This is a genomic window from Variovorax sp. OAS795 (assembly GCF_040546685.1).
Classification (GTDB): Bacteria; Pseudomonadota; Gammaproteobacteria; order Burkholderiales; family Burkholderiaceae_C; genus Variovorax.
Map to the genome: position 1 here is coordinate 3220116 of NZ_JBEPOH010000001.1, position 21841 is coordinate 3241956.

The 21841-nt window shown below is 67.5% G+C and carries 18 protein-coding genes; 11 read left to right on the top strand and 7 right to left on the bottom strand.

What is annotated here, in order from left to right; all coding sequences use genetic code 11:
- From cysW to ABID97_RS15590, 3 genes are all read left to right on the top strand, one after another.
- Positions 1-894 (top strand): sulfate ABC transporter permease subunit CysW, encoded by an 894-nt coding sequence (gene cysW, locus ABID97_RS15580; RefSeq protein WP_354399351.1) that lies wholly within the window; start codon positions 1-3, stop codon positions 892-894.
- Between the two features lie 88 nt (positions 895-982).
- On the top strand, positions 983-2080 hold the full coding sequence (locus tag ABID97_RS15585) for a sulfate/molybdate ABC transporter ATP-binding protein (RefSeq protein WP_354399352.1): 1098 nt from the start codon (positions 983-985) through the stop codon (positions 2078-2080).
- Positions 2077-2583: a disulfide bond formation protein B gene (locus tag ABID97_RS15590; RefSeq protein ID WP_354399353.1), complete on the top strand. Its 507-nt coding sequence runs from the start codon at positions 2077-2079 to the stop codon at positions 2581-2583. The genes ABID97_RS15585 and ABID97_RS15590 overlap by 4 nt, the downstream gene beginning before the upstream one ends.
- Positions 2584-2592: 9 nt before the next feature.
- Here the strand turns inward: ABID97_RS15590 and ABID97_RS15595 are convergent, their stop codons facing one another.
- From ABID97_RS15595 to ABID97_RS15610, 4 genes are all read right to left on the bottom strand, one after another.
- On the bottom strand, positions 2593-3285 hold the full coding sequence (locus tag ABID97_RS15595) for a P-loop NTPase family protein (RefSeq protein ID WP_354399354.1): 693 nt from the start codon (positions 3283-3285) through the stop codon (positions 2593-2595).
- 73 nt (positions 3286-3358) lie between these two features.
- Positions 3359-4657, bottom strand: coding sequence for a type II toxin-antitoxin system HipA family toxin (locus ABID97_RS15600; protein WP_354399355.1), 1299 nt, complete (start codon positions 4655-4657; stop codon positions 3359-3361).
- Positions 4654-4968 (bottom strand): helix-turn-helix domain-containing protein, encoded by a 315-nt coding sequence (locus ABID97_RS15605; RefSeq protein WP_354399356.1) that lies wholly within the window; start codon positions 4966-4968, stop codon positions 4654-4656. Before ABID97_RS15605 ends, ABID97_RS15600 begins: the two co-directional genes overlap by 4 nt.
- 59 nt (positions 4969-5027) lie before the next feature.
- Positions 5028-5789, bottom strand: coding sequence for a hypothetical protein (locus ABID97_RS15610; RefSeq protein ID WP_354399357.1), 762 nt, complete (start codon positions 5787-5789; stop codon positions 5028-5030).
- A 113-nt stretch (positions 5790-5902) separates the two neighbouring features.
- On the opposite strand from ABID97_RS15610, the gene smc reads away from it, so the two are divergent.
- From smc to def, 5 genes are all read left to right on the top strand, one after another.
- Positions 5903-9418, top strand: coding sequence for a chromosome segregation protein SMC (gene smc, locus ABID97_RS15615; RefSeq protein ID WP_354399358.1), 3516 nt, complete (start codon positions 5903-5905; stop codon positions 9416-9418).
- Positions 9419-9432: 14 nt separating this feature from the next.
- A complete protein-coding gene (locus tag ABID97_RS15620; protein WP_354399359.1) occupies positions 9433-10533 on the top strand; it encodes a cell division protein ZipA C-terminal FtsZ-binding domain-containing protein in 1101 nt (366 codons plus the stop codon).
- Positions 10534-10555: 22 nt separating this feature from the next.
- Positions 10556-12640, top strand: coding sequence for an NAD-dependent DNA ligase LigA (ligA, locus tag ABID97_RS15625; RefSeq protein WP_354399360.1), 2085 nt, complete (start codon positions 10556-10558; stop codon positions 12638-12640).
- A gap of 109 nt (positions 12641-12749) precedes the next feature.
- Positions 12750-13196, top strand: coding sequence for a hypothetical protein (locus ABID97_RS15630; protein ID WP_354399361.1), 447 nt, complete (start codon positions 12750-12752; stop codon positions 13194-13196).
- 54 nt (positions 13197-13250) lie between these two features.
- Positions 13251-13790 (top strand): peptide deformylase, encoded by a 540-nt coding sequence (def, locus tag ABID97_RS15635; RefSeq protein WP_354399362.1) that lies wholly within the window; start codon positions 13251-13253, stop codon positions 13788-13790.
- Positions 13791-13826: 36 nt separating this feature from the next.
- Here def and ABID97_RS15640 read toward each other — a convergent pair whose 3' ends face one another.
- Positions 13827-14222 carry a DoxX family protein gene (locus tag ABID97_RS15640; protein WP_354399363.1) on the bottom strand — a complete coding sequence of 132 codons (396 nt, stop codon included), beginning with the start codon at positions 14220-14222 and terminating at the stop codon, positions 13827-13829.
- 171 nt (positions 14223-14393) lie between these two features.
- Between ABID97_RS15640 and ABID97_RS15645 the strand changes: the two genes are divergently transcribed.
- The 3 genes from ABID97_RS15645 to ABID97_RS15655 are packed head-to-tail and all read left to right on the top strand — an operon-like array spanning position 14394 to position 17478.
- Positions 14394-15428: an amino acid ABC transporter substrate-binding protein gene (locus tag ABID97_RS15645; protein ID WP_354399364.1), complete on the top strand. Its 1035-nt coding sequence runs from the start codon at positions 14394-14396 to the stop codon at positions 15426-15428.
- The gene (locus ABID97_RS15650) at positions 15425-16423 is read left to right on the top strand and encodes an amino acid ABC transporter permease (protein WP_354399365.1); all 999 of its coding nucleotides are present in this window, start codon (positions 15425-15427) and stop codon (positions 16421-16423) included. The genes ABID97_RS15645 and ABID97_RS15650 overlap by 4 nt, the downstream gene beginning before the upstream one ends.
- Positions 16420-17478, top strand: coding sequence for an amino acid ABC transporter permease (locus ABID97_RS15655; protein ID WP_354399366.1), 1059 nt, complete (start codon positions 16420-16422; stop codon positions 17476-17478). Before ABID97_RS15650 ends, ABID97_RS15655 begins: the two co-directional genes overlap by 4 nt.
- 13 nt (positions 17479-17491) lie before the next feature.
- Here ABID97_RS15655 and pgm read toward each other — a convergent pair whose 3' ends face one another.
- Positions 17492-19147 carry a phosphoglucomutase (alpha-D-glucose-1,6-bisphosphate-dependent) gene (pgm, locus tag ABID97_RS15660; protein ID WP_354399367.1) on the bottom strand — a complete coding sequence of 552 codons (1656 nt, stop codon included), beginning with the start codon at positions 19145-19147 and terminating at the stop codon, positions 17492-17494.
- A gap of 84 nt (positions 19148-19231) precedes the next feature.
- Positions 19232-21838: a [protein-PII] uridylyltransferase gene (locus tag ABID97_RS15665; protein ID WP_354399368.1), complete on the bottom strand. Its 2607-nt coding sequence runs from the start codon at positions 21836-21838 to the stop codon at positions 19232-19234.
- Positions 21839-21841: the final 3 nt, after the last annotated feature.

Below are 21841 nucleotides of genomic sequence, written 5' to 3' on the forward strand. Positions count from 1 at the left end.
ATGAGTGCTCCTTCCAAAGTCATCCGCCGCGCGCAGGCCGGCACCACCGAGTCGCCCTGGGTGCGCTGGTCGCTGATCGGCGTTGCGCTCGCGTTCATGTTCCTGTTCCTGGTGCTGCCCCTTGCGGCCGTGGCGACCGAAGCCTTGCGCAAGGGCGTCGGCGCCTACCTCGAAGCACTGCAGGAGCCCGACGCCTGGAGCGCGATCCGCCTCACGCTGATCACAGCCGCGATCGCGGTGCCGCTGAACCTGGTGTTCGGCGTTGCCGCGGCGTGGGCCATCGCCAAGTTCGAGTTCCGCGGCAAGGCCTTCCTGACCACGCTGGTGGACCTGCCGTTCGCAGTGTCGCCGGTGGTGGCGGGCCTGATCTACGTGCTGGTGTTCGGCGCGCAGGGCTGGTTCGGTCCCTGGCTCGCCGCGCACGACATCAAGATCATCTTCGCCGTGCCCGGCATCGTGCTGGCGACGGTGTTCGTGACCTTTCCGTTCATCGCGCGCGAACTCGTGCCGCTGATGCAGGCGCAGGGCACCGACGAAGAGCAGGCGGCCATCGTGCTGGGCGCCACCGGCTGGCAGACCTTCTGGCGCGTGACGCTGCCCAACATCAAGTGGGGCCTGCTGTACGGCGTGATTCTTTGCAATGCGCGCGCCATGGGCGAGTTCGGCGCGGTGTCGGTGGTGTCGGGCCACATCCGCGGCCAGACCAACACCATGCCGCTGCATGTGGAAGTGCTCTACAACGAATACCAATCGGTGGCCGCGTTCGCCGTGGCCTCGCTGCTGGCCATCCTGGCGCTGGTCACGCTGGTGATCAAGTCGGTCATCGAATGGCGCCATGAACGCGAAATGAAGGCGATTGCCGAACTGCCGCCGGAGCGTCCGACGCAAGCTTGAAAAGTCCCGCGGTGAGGGGAGAACCCTCACCCCGACCCTCGCCCCATGGGAGAGGGAGTCATCAGAAGAAGGCAGAGGAAGAGATTCCATGAGTATCGAAATCCGCAACATCAGCAAGCAGTTCGGCGACTTCCGGGCCCTGAACAACGTGAACCTCGACGTCGAGTCGGGCGAGCTCGTCGCACTGCTCGGCCCCTCGGGCTGCGGCAAGACCACGCTGCTGCGCATCATCGCGGGCCTGGAAACGGCCGACGCCGGCAGCATCCTGTTCTCTGGCGAAGACACCACCGATGTGCACGTGCGCGAGCGTCAGGTGGGTTTCGTGTTCCAGCACTACGCGCTGTTCCGCCACATGACGGTGTTCGAGAACGTGGCCTTCGGCCTGCGCGTGAAGCCGCGCAAGGAACGCCCGAGCGATGCGCAGATCAAGCAGAAGGTGACCGACCTGCTCAAGCTCGTGCAGCTCGACTGGCTGGCCGACCGCTATCCGTCGCAGCTCTCGGGCGGCCAGCGGCAGCGCATCGCGCTGGCGCGTGCTCTGGCGGTGGAGCCCAAGGTGCTGCTGCTCGACGAGCCCTTCGGCGCGCTCGACGCCAAGGTGCGCAAGGAACTGCGCCGCTGGCTGCGCCGGCTGCACGACGAGCTGCATGTCACCTCGATCTTCGTCACGCACGACCAGGAAGAGGCGCTCGAAGTGGCCGACCGCGTGGTGGTCATCAACAAGGGGCGCATCGAACAGGTCGGTTCACCGCAGGAGGTGTGGGACCAGCCGGCGAGCCCCTTCGTCTACGGCTTCCTGGGCGACGTGAACCTGTTCCACGGCCGGGCCGACAACGGCGCGGTGCAGCTCGACGGCATGCGCCTGGATTCACCGGAGCACAGCGGTGCGCGCGACGCCAAGGCCATGGCCTATGTGCGCCCGCACGACCTCACGGTGGAGCGCTACGCCCCCGGCGCGACCGGCATCGTGGCCACCTTGTCGCGCGCCATCGTCGTCGGCCCCATCGCGCGGCTGGAACTTGAGCCCACTCAAACGAATCCAGATAATCCGGGCTCCGGAACCATCATCGAAGCGCAACTCCCTGCGCAACAGTTCCGTGAACTGGGCTTGCACGAGGGCGACACAGTGGTCGCCACGCCGCGCAAGGCCCGGGTGTTCGTAGAAGAAGATTGGGTTTCCCCTTGATCGATTGGTTTTTCGGCGCGCCGCGCCGCGCGTACGGGCTGATCTGCCTGGCCTGCGTCCTGATGCTGGCTTTCGGCCTTTACCTGCAGCATGTGGTGGGCCTGGAGCCTTGCCCCATGTGCATCGTGCAGCGCTATGCGCTGGTGCTGGTGGCGCTCTTCACGGGCTTGGCCGGCGTGTTCCGCGGCCGGGGCCTGCAGTCGACGGGCGGTGGTCTCGCGCTGCTGGCGGCCATCGGCGGCGCCTACACGGCCGCATCGCAAAGCTGGCTCCAGTGGAATCCGCCCGAGGTCGTGTCGTGCGGGCGCGACCTGTACGGGATGATCGAGACCTTTCCGCTCAAGCGCGCGCTGCCGATGATCTTTCGCGGCGGCGGCGATTGCTCGAAGGTCGATTGGTCGCTGTTCGGCCTGACGCTGGCGAACTGGTCGTTCGTCGCCTTTGCCGTCCTTGCGGTGCTGCTGCTCGTGCTGCTTTTGCGCAAGCGCCCGGCCGCCCGCTGAGCCCGACGGCTACAGCGGCAGGGTATCGAAGGCCGCGTAGGCGGTGGCCAGCCACGACTTCACGCGCTGGCGTTCCAAAAGGCCGAGCGCATGCGCGCCTTCGCGGTCGTTCACCGCCTTCCAGAAGCTGGTGTTCTGTGCGTCGATCTTGCGCATGCTCGCTTCGTGCAGGCGCGGCAGGGTGATCACCCGCGCGCCGTTCGCCGTTGCCTTGGAGAGCGACTGCGACGCCAGCAGCATGCCGAAATCGCTGCCACGGCCGTAGTTCTGCACCACGATGTAGTTGGGCCGGTTGCCGAAGGTGTCGATCAGCGTGCCGAGCAGGTCGGTGGAGTCCTTGCCGTCGTCCAGCACATGCCAGAAGTTGACGGCCACGCCGAGTTCGTCGAACACGTCGAACAGATCGGATTCCTTGATCCAGCGCGACAGCGGCGCCAGCGTCTGGGCCGCCAGGTCGACGATCACGCTTTGCGCGGGATTGCTCTCGAAGCCGTTCACCACGGTGTCGAGTCCCTCGAAACTGTCGACCACGATGGGCGATGCAAAGCCTTCGTAGAAGCGCGTGAACGAGCTGTGCGAACGGTCGGTGTCGAAGCCGATGAAGGGCTTGCTGTGGTCGATGAAGTACTGCGCCAATACGCGCGCGGTAACCGACTTGCCGACCCCGCCTTTTTCGCCGCCGATGAAATTGATGGAGCTCATGAGTTGCTGCTGCCTCGGGTGGGTGGAGGAGTGAAGGGCTGATTCATTCTAGGGGCCGCGATTTTCTTTTCCTCTATTTGCCGCGCCGTGCCATGCCTTGCAGCAAGGGATGTGCCTGCAGGCGCTGCCGCAGCCGCTTTTTCCATGCGGCGGGAAGCGCCGAGGCCTCGATCATCGTCGGCCAGTGGCTGCGCGCGAGCCGCGCCGTGTCGGCCACGACACGCCGGACCTGCGGCTCGTGCAAGCCGGTGGAAAAGCAGAAGGCGCGCACGTTGGCGGGCGTGAACAGGGCAGTGCGCCTGGGAGCGGCACCGCCCGGCGCGGCGGGCAGCAGGGGAAGGGCGTGGCCGTCGACGCCCTGGAGCGCCGCATACGCCACGATGTCGTAGGCGGGTGCGAGCCGGGGGGCGATGCCGTCCGGATAGAGCACGCCGAAGTTCTTCAGGTGCGCGTCCGGGTTGCCGAGCAGGTCGTTCACCGCGAGACGGCGCACGAGCTCGAGCACCGCCTCTTCGCCCAGCGACGGAAACGCCTGCATGGCCAGTGCCATGTCGAGATAGCTGGCGCTGTACTTGTGCATCGGGTCGACGGCGAGCACCTGCGCAAAGTCCTCGAAGTGGATGCGGCGCGCGCCTTCGCGGTCGAAGCGCGTCACGGCCAAAAAGTCCGGCTCGTCGGGCAGGGCATAGCTGTGCTCGGCCGCAATGGCGGAAAGCGGTGCCAGCTCGGCATGGCAGACCTCGACACCGGCCGCGCCCGCGAGCTGGAGCGAGAGTATCTCGAGCTGCGGCATGTGGGGCCTTCCCGCCACGGGCAGCTTGGCGATCACGCGCGTGCTGGCGCCGGCGCGGGTGCGGGCCACGTAGCGTCCGCCCTGCCTGCGCAGGCCCAGCTTGGGCTGCACGCCCGAAACCGAGATGCCTTGAGGCATGGGCAGCTCGACGACCGACATCTCGAGCGCGTCCTGGTCCTGCGTGATGAGCCGCTGCAGCGTCTGGCGGTCCACAGCCACGGGCTTGGCGCTCACGGCGCCGGGCAGGTCGCCGCCGCAGGCCGCGAGGAGCTCGAAGTGGTCGTTGTCACGGCAGCCGCGCAGCTGCGCGATATGGCTGCGCAGCACGCCTTCGGGCAGAAGGTTTTGAAAGAAGCGCGGCAGCTGGCCGCCTTGGGCGTTGAACAGCGGGTTCTTCACGTCGGCCCAGAGCGCCGATTGCGTGGCGGCATCGCTTGCCACCATCGACAGCGAAAGCACCTCGGCCGGCGGCGCCGCCACCAGTTCCGGCTCGGCGACGAAGCGGCACAGGTCCGCGTACTGGAAGAGCTTGCCGAAACGCCGCGTGCCGAGCGATATCTCGAGGATCTTGACGTTCATGGCGGGCGGCGCTTGTTGGCGTACGGCGGAGCGGGCGCCTGTGCAACGGCGTGTCCCACCCGCGTGGCGACCGGGCGATAGCCGGGATCGGTGCCCACGCTTTCCCCGAAGCCCTTTGGCGCCAGCTGCAGTTCCAGCCCGAGCGCATCGACGAGCGCCAGCAGCGAAGACAGCTGCGGATTGCCTTTGAGGCTCAGGGCGTTGCGCACCGAGCGTTCGGTCAGGCCGGAGCGCTGCGCGATCTCCGCATGGGTGAGCCCCGCGGCATCACGCCGTGCGGAGAGGGCGATGATGAGCTCCTGTTTGGTCACGGAAAGATATTACCGCAAACCGCCTTCTGGGAAATATATTTCCGACGCGGCTGGCGCTGCTATCTGGGTAGCAGCGTGAAGAAAGGCAGGACCGCGCCCATGATCCAGTTCTGCCCGAAGTCGAGCGCGGCGCGCCGGTATTTCTCGTCCGCCTGCGCCGCCAGCAGGTCGAGCCTGGCCACCACCTTGGACAGTTCGCGGTCGGCCACGAGGTTGCGGCCGCGCTCGCTGATCTCGGTGGCCAGCAGCAGGGGCTGGCCGTCCGGCCCGGTCTTGGACGAAATCAACCACAGCGAGATCTCGAAATTGCGCGCCGCGCGGTAGCTGTTCTCGGCATTGATGCCGTCGAGCAGGCTCTGGTCCCAGGTGTCGCCGTTCGCCTGCTTGAGCATCGTGGCCCAACCGACGACCAGTGCCGCGACGCGGTCTCCCTGGTAGCCCTGCGGGCCGGTGTCGAAAGCCAGCCGGATCGCCTCGATGCCGGTGGCGCCGCGCAGTTCGGGCAGGGCAGGGCCTGTGAGCACCGCGTCCCAGGCGCGCTGGGAGGCGGCCTCGATGCTGGCGGCGGATTTGCGCCATTCACGCGGATTGCGCCGGTACAGCGTGGTCTGCACGCGGCGGATCGATTGCAGGTTGTCCCGCAGCGAAAGGTTGGCAATGCGGTTGGCGCTGGATTGCAGCCATTCCTGGTTGCCATAGGGTTCGGCGCGTTCTGTGGAGCGCACGGCCGCGCAGCCGCCAAGGCCCAGCAGGGCGGCGGCGCCGGCCAGCAGGCAGCCGCGGCGGGTGGCGAAGGGTGAGGAAAGCAGGGAATCGCTCATGGCCTGACGTTATCATCCACCGCTGGGGCGGCGGCCTGCCTCCAGCGGCAGGCCCGTGCAATTTTCCTTACAAATCAATACCTTGGCGCTACGTCAAGGCAGGCCGACAAGTCGTGCGTCTCAATTCCATCAAGCTTTCGGGCTTCAAGTCGTTCGCCGAACCCACCAACTTCCTGCTGCCAGGCCAACTGGTCGGCGTCGTCGGGCCCAACGGGTGCGGCAAGTCGAACATCATGGATGCGGTGCGCTGGGTGCTGGGCGAGTCGCGCGCATCGGAGCTGCGCGGCGAGTCGATGCAGGACGTGATCTTCAACGGCACGACCACGCGCAAGCAGGCGAGCCGTTCGAGCGTGGAACTGGTGTTCGACAACGCCGATCACCGCGCGGGTGGCCAGTGGAACCAGTTCGGCGAAATTGCCGTGCGGCGCGTGCTCACGCGCGACGGCACCAGCAGCTACTACATCAACAACCAGCCGGTGCGCCGGCGCGACGTGCAGGACGTGTTCCTGGGCACGGGCCTCGGTCCGCGGGCCTACGCCATCATCGGGCAGGGCACGATCAGCCGGATCATCGAATCCAAGCCCGAGGAACTGCGCCTGTTCCTCGAAGAAGCGGCGGGTGTCTCCAAGTACAAGGAGCGCCGGCGCGAAACCGAGAGCCGCCTGGGCGACACGCGGGAGAACCTGACGCGCGTGGAAGACATCCTGCGCGAACTCAACGCCAACCTCGAAAAGCTCGAGAAGCAGGCCGAGGTGGCCGCGCGCTACAACACGCTGCAGGGCGAAGCCAGCAAGAAGCAGCACCAGCTCTGGTTCCTCAAGCGCAGTGAAAGCGACGCCGACCAGGCGAAGATCAAGGCCGAGTCCGAGAAGGCGATCAACGACCTCGAATCGCGCACTGCCGACCTGCGCCGCATCGAGGCCGAGCTCGAGACCGTGCGCCAGGCCCACTACGCGGCAGGCGACCAGGTCAACCAGGCGCAGGGCAAGCTCTACGAGGCCAGCGCCGAAGTCGGCCGCCTGGAAGGCGAGATCCGCTTCGTTGTCGAAGGCCGCCAACGCGTGGAGCAGCGGCTCGTCCAGTTGCGCGAGCAGATGGGCCAGTGGGGCCGCCGCCGCGAAGAGGCCGAGGCGGAAATAGAAACGCTGGCCGGCCAGGGCGTCGATGCCGAGGAACAGGCCGTGCTCTTGGCAGCGCAGCTCGAAGAACACGACGCGCGCATGCCGGAGCTCGAGGAAGCCGTGCAGCGCGCGCAGGACGTGGCCAATTCGCAGCGCGCTGCGGTGGGCCAGATCCAGCAGCAGATCCAGGTGCTGGCCGCCGACCAGCGCAACATCGAAGACCAGAGCCGGCAGCTCACGCAGCGCAGCGAACGCCTGCGCGCCGACCAGAACGCGCTCGCCGCGCCGGACGAAGCCCGCCTGCAGGCGATGCAGGAAGAGCATGCCGCCGCACAAGAGGCCGCGGGCGAAGCCGACGCCCGCCTGCATGAACTGCAGGAATCGGTGCCGCAGCTCGACGACGACCGCCGCGTGAAGCAGCAGGCCGTCAACACCGAAAGCGCCCGCCACGCCGAGCTTTCGGCGCGGCTCGAGGCGCTGCGCGCACTGCAGGAAAAGGTCAAGACCGACGGCAAGCTGGCGCCCTGGCTCGCCAGGCACGGGCTCGAAGGCATGCAGGGCCTGTGGAGCCGCATCCACATCGAGCAAGGCTGGGAAAACGCGCTCGAAGCGGCGCTGCGCGAACGCCTGGGTGCGCTCGAAGTCAGCCGTCTCGACATGGTGCGCGCCTTCGGCAACGACGCGCCCCCCGCCAAGCTGGCGTTCTACAGCCCGCCGGACGCCGGTGTGTCGCAGGACAGCGGCACGCTGCCTCGCCTGTCGGGCCTGCTGCGCCTGAACGACGCGGGCCTGCAGGCGTTGATGACCGACTGGCTCCACGGCTGCTACATCGCGCAGAGCTTCGAGGAAGCGCTCGCCGAGCGCGCCACGCTGAAGCCCGGTGAAGTCATCTACGTGCAGAGCGGCCATGCCGTGTTCTCGCACAGCGTGAACTTCTACGCCCCCGATTCCGAGCAGGCCGGGCTGCTGGCGCGCCAGCAGGAAATGGAAAACCTCGAGCGCCAGCTGCGCGCGCAAACGCTCATCAGCGAAGAGGCGCGCACCGCCTTGATCCGCGCCGAAGCCGCCTATTCCGAAGCCGCGCAGCGCCTCGTGGCAGCGCGCCGCGAAGCGGCCGAAACGCAGTCCCGCGCGCACGAACTGCAGGTCGAGACGCTGCGCATGACGCAGCTGGCCGAGCAGACGCGCGCCCGCAGCGAGCAATTGGCCGCCGACCTTGCCGAGGTCGATGCGCAACTCGAAGAGCTGCAGGAAAAGCGCATGGCCGCCGAAGGCCGCTTCGAGGAACTCGACATGCAGCTGGCCGACAGCCAGGAGCGGCATGCGGAACTCGACGAGCGCGTGATCGAGGCCGGTCGTGCCCTCACTGCCAGCCGCGAGCAGCACCGCAGCCTCGAACGACAGGCGCAGGAAGCCACCTTCTCGCAGCGCACGCTGGAGGCACGCCGCGGCGAGCTGAACCGCGCGATCGAGACCGCGTCGCAGCAGGTGGTCGCCCTCACCGACGAAGACGAGCGCGCCCGGGCCGAGCTCGGCCGCCTGTCCGATGCGGCGGCCCAGGCCGGGCTGCAGGACGCGCTGGCCCTGAAGCTCGAGCGGGAGGCCGCGCTGGGTGCCGCGCGCAGCCAGTACGACGACCTCACGATGAAGCTGCGTGCGAGCGACGAACGCCGGCTGCAGCTCGAGCGCGAGCTCGATCCGCTGCGCCAGCGCATCACCGAGTTCCAGCTCAAGGAACAGGCCGCGCGCCTGGGCGTCGAGCAGTACCAGCAGCTGCTCGACGACGCGGGAGCCGACCTCGAAGCCATCGCGCAGTCGATCGAAACCGACAAGGTGCGCCTCGCGGGCCTGCAGGGCGAAATCGACCGCCTGAACCGCGAAGTGGTGGCCCTGGGTGCGGTGAACCTCGCCGCGCTCGACGAGCTGGCGGTGGCCAGCGAACGCAAGACGTTCCTCGATGCGCAGTCCGCCGACCTGAACGAAGCCATCGGCACGCTCGAAGATGCCATCCGCAAGATCGACGGCGAAACGCGCGAGCTGCTCGGCGGCACCTTCAAGATCGTCAACGAGCATTTCAGCCGCATGTTCCCCGAGCTTTTCGGCGGCGGCAATGCGCGGCTGGTGATGACAGGCGATGAAATCCTCGATGCCGGCGTCCAGGTGCTCGCGCAGCCGCCGGGCAAGAAGAACCAGACCATCCACCTGCTTTCGGGCGGGGAAAAGGCGCTCACGGCCATTGCGCTCGTGTTCGCGATCTTCCAGCTCAATCCCGCGCCTTTCTGCCTGCTCGACGAAGTGGATGCGCCGCTGGACGATGCGAACACCGAACGCTATGCCAAACTCGTGACCGCCATGAGCCGCGAAACCCAGTTCCTCTTCATCAGCCACAACAAGATCGCCATGGAAATGGCCGAGCAGTTGATCGGCGTCACCATGCAGGAGCAGGGCGTCTCGCGCATCGTGGCGGTCGACATGGAATCGGCCGCCTCGATGGTCGAAGCTGCTTAAGCCGAGCAGCACCGATGAGCAATCTCACTCTCGCCCTGGCCATCCTCGGCGGCCTCGTTCTCGCGGCCGTCGTTGCCTACAACACGGTCACTTCGCGCCGCAATGCGCCGCGGCAACCCGACGCGCGGGACCATGACAACTCCGATGGCGAGCGGCCTTCGTCGCCCTCCCGCGACGTCGAGCCGATGCTGCACGTCGATCCGAACCAGGCGCCGGGCCATGAGCGCCACGAACCGCTGTTCGATCCGGACCTGCCCGCGCCCGGCGCGACGCCCGTGCCCACGGCCGAGCGCCGCGGCGGGCTCGATCCGCTCATCGACGTGATCGCACCCGTGTCGCTCGATGGACTGGCTTCTGGCGACGCGGCGATCGCGGCCATGCCGTCCACCCGCCGCGCGGGCAGCAAGCCCGTGGCCATCGAAGGCTTGAACGAGCACACCGGCCAGTGGGAGCCTCCCGTGCCGGGCCAGCGCTACAGCGCGTTCCAGGTGGGCGTGCAGCTGGCCAACCGCACCGGTGCACTGAACGAGATCGAGTACTCCGAATTCGTCGTGAAGGCCCAGGCCTTTGCCGATGCCGTCAACGGCGCGCTCGAGTTTCCCGAGATGCTCGACGAAGTGGCACGTGCCCGTGAGCTCGACCAGTTCGCCAGCGCGCACGATGCCCAGCTGGGTTTCGTGCTGCGCGCGCTGCATGCGGCCTGGAGTCCCGGCTATGTTCAGCAGAACGCGGCCCGGCTGGGTTTCGTGGCCGGCATCATCCCGGGCCGCATGGTGCTGCCGACCAGCGAAGCCGGACTGCCGCCGATCCTCGGGCTCTCTTTCGACACGCAGGCCGCACTGGCCGACGACCCGGCTCAATCGGCCATCCGCGAACTCAGCCTGAGCCTGGACGTGCCGCAGGTCGACCGCACCGAGCAGCCGTTCCGCCGCATGCGCGAGGCCGCCGCCACGCTGGCGCGCGAGATGGACGGCGTGGTGACCGACAGCGACGGCCAATTGCTGCGCGAGGAAACAATGGACGCGATCGGCGCCGACCTCGAGCAGCTCTACGACACGCTCGAGTCGCGCGACCTGGCCGCGGGCTCGCCGCTGGCGCGCCGCCTCTTCAGCTGATCCGATCGTTCGGGAGACACCCATGACCACGCGCGACGAAGCGGCACGCGAAGCCGCCGCACTGAGCGAACAGCTCCACAGGCACGCCCATCTCTACTACGTGCTCGACGCGCCCGAGCTGCCCGACGCCGAGTACGACAAGCTGTTCCAGCGGCTGCAGGCCCTGGAATCCGAGTATCCGGAACTGCGTACCCCCGATTCGCCGACGCAGCGCGTGGGCGGCAAGGTGCTCGAAGGCTTCGTGAAGGTGCGCCACAAGGTGCCGATGCTTTCGATCCGCACCGAGACCGACATCACGCCGGCGGGGGCGAGCGCTTTCGACGCCCGCGTGCGCAAGGAACTCGGCCTGGCCGAAGACGGGCCGCAGGTCGAGTACGTCTGCGAGCTCAAGTTCGACGGCCTGGCCATGAACCTGCGCTACGAGAACGGCGTGCTGGTGCAGGCCGCGACGCGCGGCGACGGCGAGATCGGCGAAGAGGTGACGCAGAACATCCGCACGGTGCGCGAGATTCCGCTGCGGCTCAAAGGCCAGGCACCGCCCGTGGTCGAAGTTCGCGGCGAGATCTACATGAAGCGTGCCGACTTCGAGGCCCTCAACGAGCGGCAGCGCGAGAAGATTGCGGCCGGCCAGAAGAACGAGAAGGTGTTCGTCAATCCGCGCAATGCGGCAGCCGGCGCGGTGCGCCAGCTCGACCCCGCCATTGCGGCGGCACGCCCGCTCAGCTTCTTTGCCTACGGTCTGGGCGAGGTCACGCCCGCCAGTGAAGGCGGGCCGGACTTTTCGACGCAGTTCGACTGGCTGCAGCAGTTCGATGCCTGGGGATTCCCGGTCGCCACGCAGACCGCGCGCGCCAGGGGCGCCATCGAGCTGATCGCGTTCCATGAAAACATCGGCCGCCAGCGCGATGCCTTGCCTTATGACATCGACGGCGTGGTCTACAAGGTCGACAGCCTCGAACTGCAGCGGCGGCTGGGCTTCGTCTCGCGCGAGCCGCGCTGGGCCGTGGCGCACAAGTACCCGGCGCAGGAGCAGATCACCGACGTGCTCGGCATCGAGGTGCAGGTGGGCCGCACCGGCAAGCTCACGCCCGTGGCCAAGCTCGCGCCCGTCTTCGTCGGCGGTGTCACCGTGACCAACGCCACGCTGCACAACGAGGACGAAGCGCGCCGCAAGGACGTGCGCGTGGGCGACAAGGTCATCGTGCGCCGTGCCGGCGACGTGATCCCCGAAGTGGTCGACGTGGTGCCGGAAAGCCTGGCCAGGCCCGACACCGAACGCGGGCCGCTCTTCACCATGCCGCGCCAGTGCCCGGTGTGCGGCTCGGAAGCGCTGCGCGAAGAGGGCGAAGTGGACTACCGCTGCACCGGCGGCCTGTTCTGCGCGGCGCAGCGCAAGGAAGCCATATTGCACTTCGCGGCCCGCCGCGCGGTCGACATCGACGGGCTCGGCGACAAGCTGGTGGAGCAACTGGTCGACGCCAACCTGATCCGTACCTTGCCCGACCTCTACCGGCTCGGCTTCACCACCTTGGCCGGGCTGGACCGCATGGGCGAGAAGTCGGCCAGGAACATCGTCGATGCGCTCGAAGCCTCGAAGAAAACCACGCTGCCGCGCTTCCTGTTCGGCCTCGGCATCCGCCATGTGGGCGAGAGCACCGCGAAGGACCTGGCCAAGCACTTCGGCAAGCTGGACGCGATCATGGACGCGACCGAGGCACAACTGCTCGAGGTCAACGATGTCGGCCCGGTGGTGGCGCAGAGCCTGCGCACCTTCTTCGAACAGCCGCACAACCGCGAGGTGGTCGAGCAGCTGCGCGCCTGCGGACTGACGTGGGAAGAGGGCGAGCCCGCCGCACGCGCGCCCAAGCCGCTGGCGGGCTTGACCTTCGTGATCACCGGCACCCTTCCTACGCTCAGCAGGGATGAGGCAAAGGATAAATTGGAGGCCGCCGGTGCCAAGGTGGCAGGCTCGGTCAGCAAGAAGACGAACTATCTTGTGGCTGGGGAGGAAGCTGGCAGCAAGCTCGACAAGGCCCGGGAGATTGGCGTGGACGTGATCGACGAGGCGCGTATGCTGGCCATACTCGCCGATGGCGTCCAGGGTTGAAGGCGGCGGCGCGGTGTGCTTACCGCCCGTTACGCGACTTCACACCAGCGCAGTCAACAGGGCCTACAAGCTGGCGTTGAAGAGACAGAAGGCTGACAAGGAGACCCTCATGCAAAAGATTCGTTTTCTCGGTACCTGCGTCGCCATCGGCGGCATCGCGCTGCTCGGCGGCTGCGTGGGTGTTCCTGCCGACCCTTACTACAGCGGGGGCTACTCGCAGCCGTACTACGACAATCCGGTGGTCGTCCAGCCCGCGCCCGTCTACATCGAGGGCGGCACCTACTATGAAGGCCGCCGTCCTTACTACGGCGGGCGGCCTTATTACGGTGACCGGCCCTACTACGGGCGGCCGGGTTATCCGGCGGTGCGTCCGGGCTACCCGGTGCCGGCCGTGCGCCCCGGATGGGGCGGCTCCGGACGACCCTCGGCAGGCGCAATCGTGCCGCCGACCGGAAACACAGGCGTCTCGCCATTGCCGCAGTACCGCCCGCAGGCGCCGAATGCGCGCCAACGGCTCTACTCGTCGCCCGACTCGAAGACCCAATCGCCTCCCTGATCGCATGGCGGGCGGGTAGCCGTCGATGCGGCCGGCGGCCGCCATAATCCCGCCATGGCCATCCGCGAAATCCTCAAGATGGGCGACCCCCGGCTGCTGCGCGTTGCGCAGCCGGTCGCCGCCTTCGATACCGACGAGCTGCACCTCCTGGTGCGCGACATGTTCGAGACCATGCACGCCGTCAATGGCGCCGGCCTCGCGGCGCCGCAGATCGGCGTCGACCAGCAGCTCGTGATCTTCGGTACCGACGTCGTCAATCCCCGCTACCCCGATGCCCCGCCGGTGCCGCGCACCGTGCTGCTGAATCCCGTCATCACCCCTCTCGGCGACGAGGAAGAAGAGGGCTGGGAAGGATGCCTGTCGGTGCCCGGCCTGCGCGGCGTGGTGCCGCGCTTTGCGAACATCCGCTACACCGGCTTCGATCCCTACGGCGACCCGATCGATCGCATGGCCAGCGGGTTCCATGCGCGCGTGGTGCAGCACGAGGTCGATCACCTGCTGGGCAAGCTTTATCCGATGCGGGTGCGCGATTTCTCCCGGTTCGGCTACACCGAGGTCCTGTTTCCAGGCCTCGACGCGAACGAGGACGACTGACGCAAAACGGCCGGCCCTCCCGCCGGCCGCACGATCTCAGTTGTACCTTCCGCCCAGGCCGAAGCGGCCGCCGCCGAACAGGCTGATGGCCAGCGCGGCGAACAGGTACATGCCCTGCAGCTCGAGCGCCCAGCCACCTTGGCTGTTGAGCGCCCCAAGGTCCTTGAAGTGCGCGAGCCAGATCGCCACCACCATGTTGATCGCGATGATCAGCGCCGCGGGCCGGGTGAACAGTCCAACGATCAGGAGCACCGGCGCAAGAATCTCGCCGACGTAGACCAGGTAGGCGGTGGCGGCTGGCAAGCCATGGGATGCCAGCATGCCGCCGATGCCATCCACGCCCTTGCCGACCTTCGCGATGCCATGCAACAGGATGAGGATGCCGAGTGCCACACGCAGAACGAGCTTGCCGGTGTCGTCGGATTTGGTCATGAACGGATTCCTGGTGAGAGTGATTGAAGGGCCGTATGTTAGTGAATGCGGCTGGCAACAAAAGACCGGCCAGGACGCCTTGCGGCATATGCATCCAACCGTCCGTTCTTTGGCAGACTGGCGCGCAGCCCCGTACACTGCCTTTCGCCTACTGTTGAGGAGAACACACCAATGAAGAGCCGATTCCGTCCCGCGCTGGCCGCGGCCGCCTCCGTCGTGGCGCTCGCCGCCGCCGCTCCCGCGTTTGCGGGCAAGACCCTCGATGCCGTCAAGCAGCGCGGCACCGTCAAGTGCGGCGTGACCAACGGCGTGGCCGGTTTTTCCGCGCCCGACACGCAGGGCAACTGGTCGGGCCTGGACGTGGACACCTGCCGTGCCATTGCCGCGGCCGTGCTGGGCGACGCGAAGAAGGTCGATTTCGTCCCGCTCAATTCGCAGCAGCGCTTCTCGGCCCTGCAGGCCGGCGAGATCGACATCCTCGCGCGCAACACCACCTGGACGCTGACGCGCGACGCATCGCTGGGCTTCAATTTCACGACCATCACCTACTACGACGGCCAGGGCTTCCTGGTGCCCAAGAAGCTCAAGGTCACCAGCGCCAAGCAACTCAAGAACGCCACCATCTGCACGCAGTCGGGCACCACCAACGAGAAGAACGTGTCGGACTACTTCCGCGCGCAGAACATCCCGGTCAAGACCGTCGTGTTCGAAAGCTTCGAGGCTTCCTTCAAGGCCTTCTTCTCGGGCCGCTGCCAGGCCTTTACCACCGACGCCTCGGCGCTCGCAGGCCTGCGCAACAAGGAAGCGCCCAACCCGGACGACTACGTCATCCTGCCCGAGCTGATCTCCAAGGAGCCGCTCGCGCCGCTGGTGCGCCGCGGCGACGACGAATGGTTCGCCATCGCCAAGTGGGTGCCCAATGCGCTCATCGAGGCCGAAGAGTTCGGTGTCACGCAGGCCAATGCCGACGAGCTCAAGGCCAGCAGCAAGGACCCGGCGCAGCAACGGCTGGTGGGCACCGGTGAAGACCTGGGCAAGCTGCTCGGCCTCGACAAGGACTGGTCGTTCCGCGCCATCAAGGCCGTGGGCAACTACGGCGAGATGTTCGAGCGCAACGTCGGTCCCAAGTCGGTGCTCAAGCTGCCGCGCGGCTCCAACAACCTCTGGAACAAGGGCGGCCTGATCTACGCACCCCCGGTTCGATGAGCGGCGGGGCCTCGCGCCGCGGCGCCTGGCTGGCCTGGGTCGTCCAGGCGCTGCTGGTGCTGGCCGTGGTGGCCGGCGCCGCCTGGGTGGTGCACCATGCGCTCGAGGTGCTGCGCTCGCGCGGTGTGCGTTCGGGCTTCGACTTCCTGGCCGAGCCTGCGGGCTTTTCCATCAGTGAAGGCTGGCTCGACTTCGATGCCAGCCAGCCGTTCTGGCGCGCCTTCCTGGCGGGCCTGATCAACACGGTACGCGCCGCGGTGCCCGCCGCCATCTTTTCGGTCGTGCTCGGCACCTTGATCGGTATCGGACGTCTCGCGCCGCACGTGCTTCTGCGTGGCATCTGCACCGCCTATGTCGAACTGCTGCGCAACGTGCCGCTCCTGGTCCAATTGCTGATGCTGGCCTTTGCCATCGCCAACCTGCTGCCGGATCCGACCGAACCGGTGCGCCTGCTGCCGGGTGTGTACCTCAGCAAGGGCGGCCTCAGCGTCCCCTGGCCCGTGTCGGGCGAGGGCGGCTGGTGGCCCACGCATTTCGAGTGGCCCGAGAAGGGCGACTTCGGCGTGAGCGGCGGTGCGGCGCTGAGCCCCGAGTACGTGACCATCGTCGCGGGCCTGACTTTCTACTCGGCCGCCTTCGTGGCGGAGATCGTGCGCGCCGGCATCCTCTCGGTGTCGCAAGGGCAGGTGCTGGCGGGGCAGGCGCTGGGGCTCACGACGGTGCAGCAGCTTCGCATCGTGATCCTGCCGCAAGCGCTGCGCGTGATCGTGCCTTCGCTCACCAACCAGCTCTTGAGCCTCACGAAGAATTCGTCGCTCGCGGTGGCCGTGGGCTATCCGGAACTGGTGTCGGTCGCCAACACCACCATCGGTTCGAACGGCCGCGCCTTCGAGTGCATTGCCATCATCATGGCGGTCTACCTGCTGCTGTCGCTCGTGATCTCGTTCGGCATGAACCGCTACAACGCACGCGTGGCACTGCGAGGGTGGCAATGAGAAACGTCGCTCAGGGCCCGATCGCCTGGCGCAGCGAGCTCTGGGGTTCGCCGCTGCGTGCGTTGGCCACCGTGCTGCTGCTTGCGGTGCTCGCCTGGGGCGGTTTTTACGCGGTCGAATGGGGCGTCGTGCACGCGGTATTCCGGCCCGACGCCGAAGCCTGCCGCGCGATCCAGCATGGCGCGTGCTGGGGCGTGGTGGCCGAGAAATGGCGGCCGATGCTGTTTGGCCGCTTCCCCTATGAAGAGCAATGGCGCCCCGCCATTGCCGTGGTCGTGCTCTCTGCCGTCACGGTGCTCAGCGCCTGGCCGCGCAGCTGGCGCTGGTGGCTGCTGCCGCTCTGGGCGGTGGCGCTGCTGCTCTTCGTGCTGCTGATGCGCGGCGGCGTGCCCGGCTTGAGCGCCGTCCCGACGAGCCGCTGGGGCGGATTGCCGCTCACCATCGGGCTTGCGGTGGTGGGCCTGGCGCTGGCGTTTCCGCTGGCGCTGCTGCTGGCGCTCGGGCGCCGCTCGGGCTGGCCGGTGGTTCGCACGCTGAGCGCCAGCTACATCGAGCTGGTGCGCGGGGTTCCGCTCATCTCCGTGCTGTTCATGGCCTCGTTCCTGCTGCCGCTGCTCTGGCCCGCAGGGTGGCAGCCCGATGTGCTGGTGCGCGTGCTCGCGGGCTTGGCACTGTTCGTGGCAGCCTACCTGGCCGAGATCATCCGGGGCGGGCTGCAAGCCGTGCCGCGCGGGCAGACCGAGGTGGCGATGGCGCTGGGCTTCGGCCGCTGGCCCGTGCAGCGCGACATCGTGCTGCCGCAGGCTTTGCGGCTCGTGGTGCCCGCACTGACCAACAACGTGGTGGGCACGCTGAAAGACACCTCGCTGGTCACCGTGGTGGGTCTGTTCGAGCTCACCGGCGCATTGGGGCTGGCGCTCGGCGGCGACCCGACCTGGCGGCCGTTCTACCTGGAGGGCTACCTCTTCATTGCGGCGGTGTACTGGGTGCTGTGCTTCGGGCTCTCGCGCTACAGCGTGTGGCTCGAGCGGCGGCTGGGAGAGGGCACGCGCTGAACGGGTCCCTGCATCAGCCGGCCGACAGCGCCTTGTCCACCAGCTGCTGGGCCTCTTCGAGAATGCGCCCCAGGTGCTCCGCACCCTTGAAGCTCTCGCCGTAGATCTTGTAGATGTTCTCAGTGCCAGAGGGCCGCGCCGCGAACCAGCCGTTCTGCGTGACCACCTTGACGCCGCCGATGGCCGCGCCATTGCCCGGCGCATGGCTCAGCACCGCCTCGATCTTGTCGCCCGCCAGTTCGGTCGAGCTGACCTGCTTGGGCGACAGGTTCGACAGCTTCTTTTTCTGTTCCACCGTGGCGGCCGCGTCGACACGGTCGGACACCGGCTGGCCCAGCGCCTCGGTCAGACCCGCATAGCGCTCGCCCGGGTCGCGCCCGGTGCGCGCGGCAATCTCGGCCGAGAGCAGGGCGGGGACGATGCCATCCTTGTCGGTGGTCCACGCCGAGCCGTCGAAGCGCAGGAAGGTTGCGCCCGCGCTTTCCTCGCCGCCGAAGCCCAGCGATCCGTCCACCAGCCCGTCGACGAACCACTTGAAGCCCACAGGCACCTCGTGGAGCCTGCGGCCGAGCCGGGCCGTGACGCGGTCGATCATCTGGCTGCTCACCACCGTCTTGCCCACGGCCGCATGCGCCGGCCAATCGGGGCGGTGCGTGTAGAGGTAGTCGATCATCACGGCGAGATAGCTGTTCGGCTGCATCAGGCCCGTGCTGCGCGCGACCACGCCGTGGCGGTCGTGGTCGGTGTCGCAGGCGAAGGCGATGCCGAAACGGTCTTTCAGCGCGATCAGCTTGTGCATCGCATCGGGCGACGAAGGGTCCATGCGGATGCGGCCGTCCCAGTCGAGCGACATGAAGCGGAAGGTCGGGTCGACCTCCTGGCTCAGCACGCTGAGCCGATCGAGCTTGTAGCGCTCGGCGATGGCCGGCCAGTAGTGCACGCCCGCACCGCCGAGCGGATCCACGCCCAGGTCGACCGGCACGCCGCGGATCGCCGCCATGTCGAGCACCTGACCCAGGTCTTCGACATAGGTGTTCAGGTAGTCGTGCCGGTGCGTGGTCGAGGCACGCAGTGCCTGCGCGAGCGGCAGGCGCTTCACGCCCTGCAATCCGCTGGCAAGAAAGGCGTTGCCGGCTGCCTCGACGGCGGAAGTGATGTCGGTGCCCGCGGGTCCGCCGTTGGGCGGGTTGTACTTGAAGCCGCCGCTTTCGGGCGGGTTGTGCGAAGGCGTGATGACGATGCCGTCGGCCAGGCCTGTGGTGCGCCCGCGGTTGTAGACCAGGATCGCGTGCGAGACGGCCGGCGTGGGCGTGTACTCGTCGTCCTTCGACAGCATCAGCTCGACGCCGTTGGCCGCGAGCACTTCCACCGCGCTGTTGAAGGCCGGCGTGGAAAGCGCATGCGTGTCGATGCCGAGGAACAGCGGCCCATCGATGCCTTTTTGCCGCCGGTAGTCGGCGATGGCCTGGCTCATCGCCAGCACATGCCATTCGTTGAATGCGTTGTCGAACGAGGAGCCGCGATGCCCCGACGTGCCGAAGGCCACGCGCTGCGCCGCGACCGATGCATCCGGCCGGCCCGAGTAGTAGGCGGACACGAGGCGCGGAACATTGACGAGCAGCGCCAGCGGGGCGGGCTGGCCTGCGAGGGGATTGGTTTTCTGGCTCATGTCGGATGCTGCCCTTCGGTTTGGATCACGTCGGCAACATCATGCCGCAGGATGCACCTGCGGATGAAACAAGCGGCAAGCGCCCTACGAGGCCAGCGCTTCCATCAGGTCGGTCTCGATGGCCAGCTGCGTCTTCTGGCCCTGGAGTTCGGGCCCGCTGATCAGGAAGGTGTCTTCCACGCGCTCGCCGAGCGTGGTCACCTTGGCCAGTTGCAGGTTCAGGTGGTGCCGCGCAAGCACGCGCGCCACCGAATACAGGAGTCCCGCGCGGTCGCTCGCCGAGATGTTGAGCAGCCAGCGCTGCGCCTTGTCGTCGGGCAAGAGGCTGATGCGCGGCTTGATCGGGAAGCTGCGCACGCGGCGCGACACGCGTCCGACGCTCGGCGCTGGCAAGGGGCCGGCTTCGGTCAGTGTCTGCGCGAGGCCCGACTCGACCATGCTGATGAGGTCGCGGTAGTGGTCAGGCTGGAACGTGGTCACCACCTGGAAGGTGTCGAGCGCATAGCCGTTGCTCGCGGTGTGCACCTTCGCGTCCAGGATGCTGAAGGACGACTGGTCGAAGTACCCGCAGATGCGCGCGAACAGGTCGGGCTGGTCGGGCGTGTAGACCACCACCTGGAGGCCTTCGCCCACGGGTGACAGGTGCGCCCGCACCACCGGCGGCGCCTTGGGATCGACCGGCACGTTGGGCGGCGGCACGAATCGCGAAAGCTGCTTGGCGTGCCACGCGATCTCGGTGGCATCGTGGCGCATGAAGTAGCCCACGTCGAGCGTGTCCCAGAGCGCCTTGTGGGCCTCGAAACGCTGGGCATGCAGCGCCAGTTGCACCAGCGCTTCGCGCTTGCGCGATTCGACCTCGGCGTCCGGGTCGGGCATGCGCCCGCCGAGCGCGCGCAGGGTGTAGCGGTACAGGTCTTCGAGCAGCTTGCCCTTCCAGGCATTCCACACGCGCGGCGACGTGCCGCGGATGTCGGCCACCGTGAGCAGGTAGAGCGCCGTGAGGTAGCGCTCGTTGCCCACGCGCCTGGCGAAGGCGCCGATCACCTCCGGGTCGCTCAGGTCCTGCTTCTGCGCCACCTGGCTCATCACCAGGTGCTCGGCCACCAGGAACTCGATCAGCTTGGCATCTTCGCGCGCAATGCCATGCTGCTTGCAGAAGCGCTGCACGTCGCGCGCGCCCAGCGTCGAGTGGTCGCCGCCGCGGCCCTTGGCAATGTCGTGGAAGAGCGCGGCCACATACAGGATCCACGGCTTGTCCCAGCCGGCCGCGAGCTGCGAGCAGAACGGGTATTCGTGCGCGTGCTCGGCGATGAAGAAGCGCCGCACGTTGCGCAGCACCATCAGGATGTGCTGGTCCACCGTGTAGACGTGGAACAGGTCATGCTGCATCTGCCCGACGATGCTGCGGAACACCCGCAGGTAGCGCCCCAGCACCGAGGTCTGGTTCATGAGCCGGAACGCATGCGTGATGCCGTAGGGCTGCAGCATGATGCGCATGAAGGTCTCGTGGTTGACCGGGTCGTTGCGGAACTTGCTGTCCATCACGTGGCGCGCGTTGTAGAGCGCGCGCAGCGTCCGGGCCGAGAGGCCCTGGACGCCGATGGTCTTCTGGTAGAGCAGAAAGGTCTCGAGAATCGCGTGCGGCTCGCGCTCGTAGAGATCGTCGCTCGCGATCTCGATCAGGCCGGAGCGCTCGTAGAAGCGCTCGTTGATCGGCGTGTGCTGCTCGTCCACCGGCTGCAGCCGCTCCGCGATGTTGAGCAGCAGGATCTGGTTGAGCTGCGACACCGCCTTGGCGGCCCAGTAGTAGCGCCGCATCAGCGCCTCGCTCGACTTGCGCTGCGATTCGCTTTCGTAGCCGAAGCTCGCGGCCACGGCCGTCTGCAGGTCGAACACCAGGCGGTCTTCGCGGCGCTTGGCAATCACATGCAGGCGCGCCCGGATCAGCGAGAGCAGGGCTTCGTTGCGCTTGATCTGCTGCGCCTCGAAGGAGGTGGCCAGGCCGTTCTTGGCCAGGTCGTCCCAGCGGTTGCCGAAACCCGCGGCCTTGGTCATCCACAGGATGGTCTGCAGGTCGCGCAGGCCGCCGGGAGATTCCTTGCAGTTGGGCTCCAGGGCGTAGGGCGTGCTGTCGTACTTCTGGTGGCGGTGCCGCATCTCCTGCGACTTGGCGACGAAGAATGCCTGCGGATCGATCGCCCTCGCAAAGCGCCTGCGGAACGCCACGAACAGCTTCTTGTCGCCGGCGACCAGGCGCGATTCGAGCAGCGAGGTCTGGACCGTGACGTCCTTCTCGGCCTCGGCCAGGCACTCTTCGACCGTGCGCACGCTGGAGCCGATCTCAAGCCCTGCATCCCAGCAATGGCCGATGAACGCCTCGATGCGCGCCGGATCGATTTCGCTGGCGTGGCCCTCGGGCGGCAGCAGCAGCAGCACGTCGACGTCGGAGTACGGAAACAGCTCGCCGCGGCCATAGCCTCCAACTGCTGCCAGCGAGAGCGCGTCGCCGAAGTCGGCTTCCTGCCAGAGCGCGCACAACGTCTGGTCGGCCAGCGCCGACAGCTGGCGCAGCACGGTGTGGACGCTGCGGGTGGGCGCGCGCGCAAAGCGCAGGGTGTCGAACAGCGCCAGCTTCTTCGCGCGATAGGCTTCGCGCAGCGTGGCGACGTCGATCTTGGCTGGTTCGATCACGGC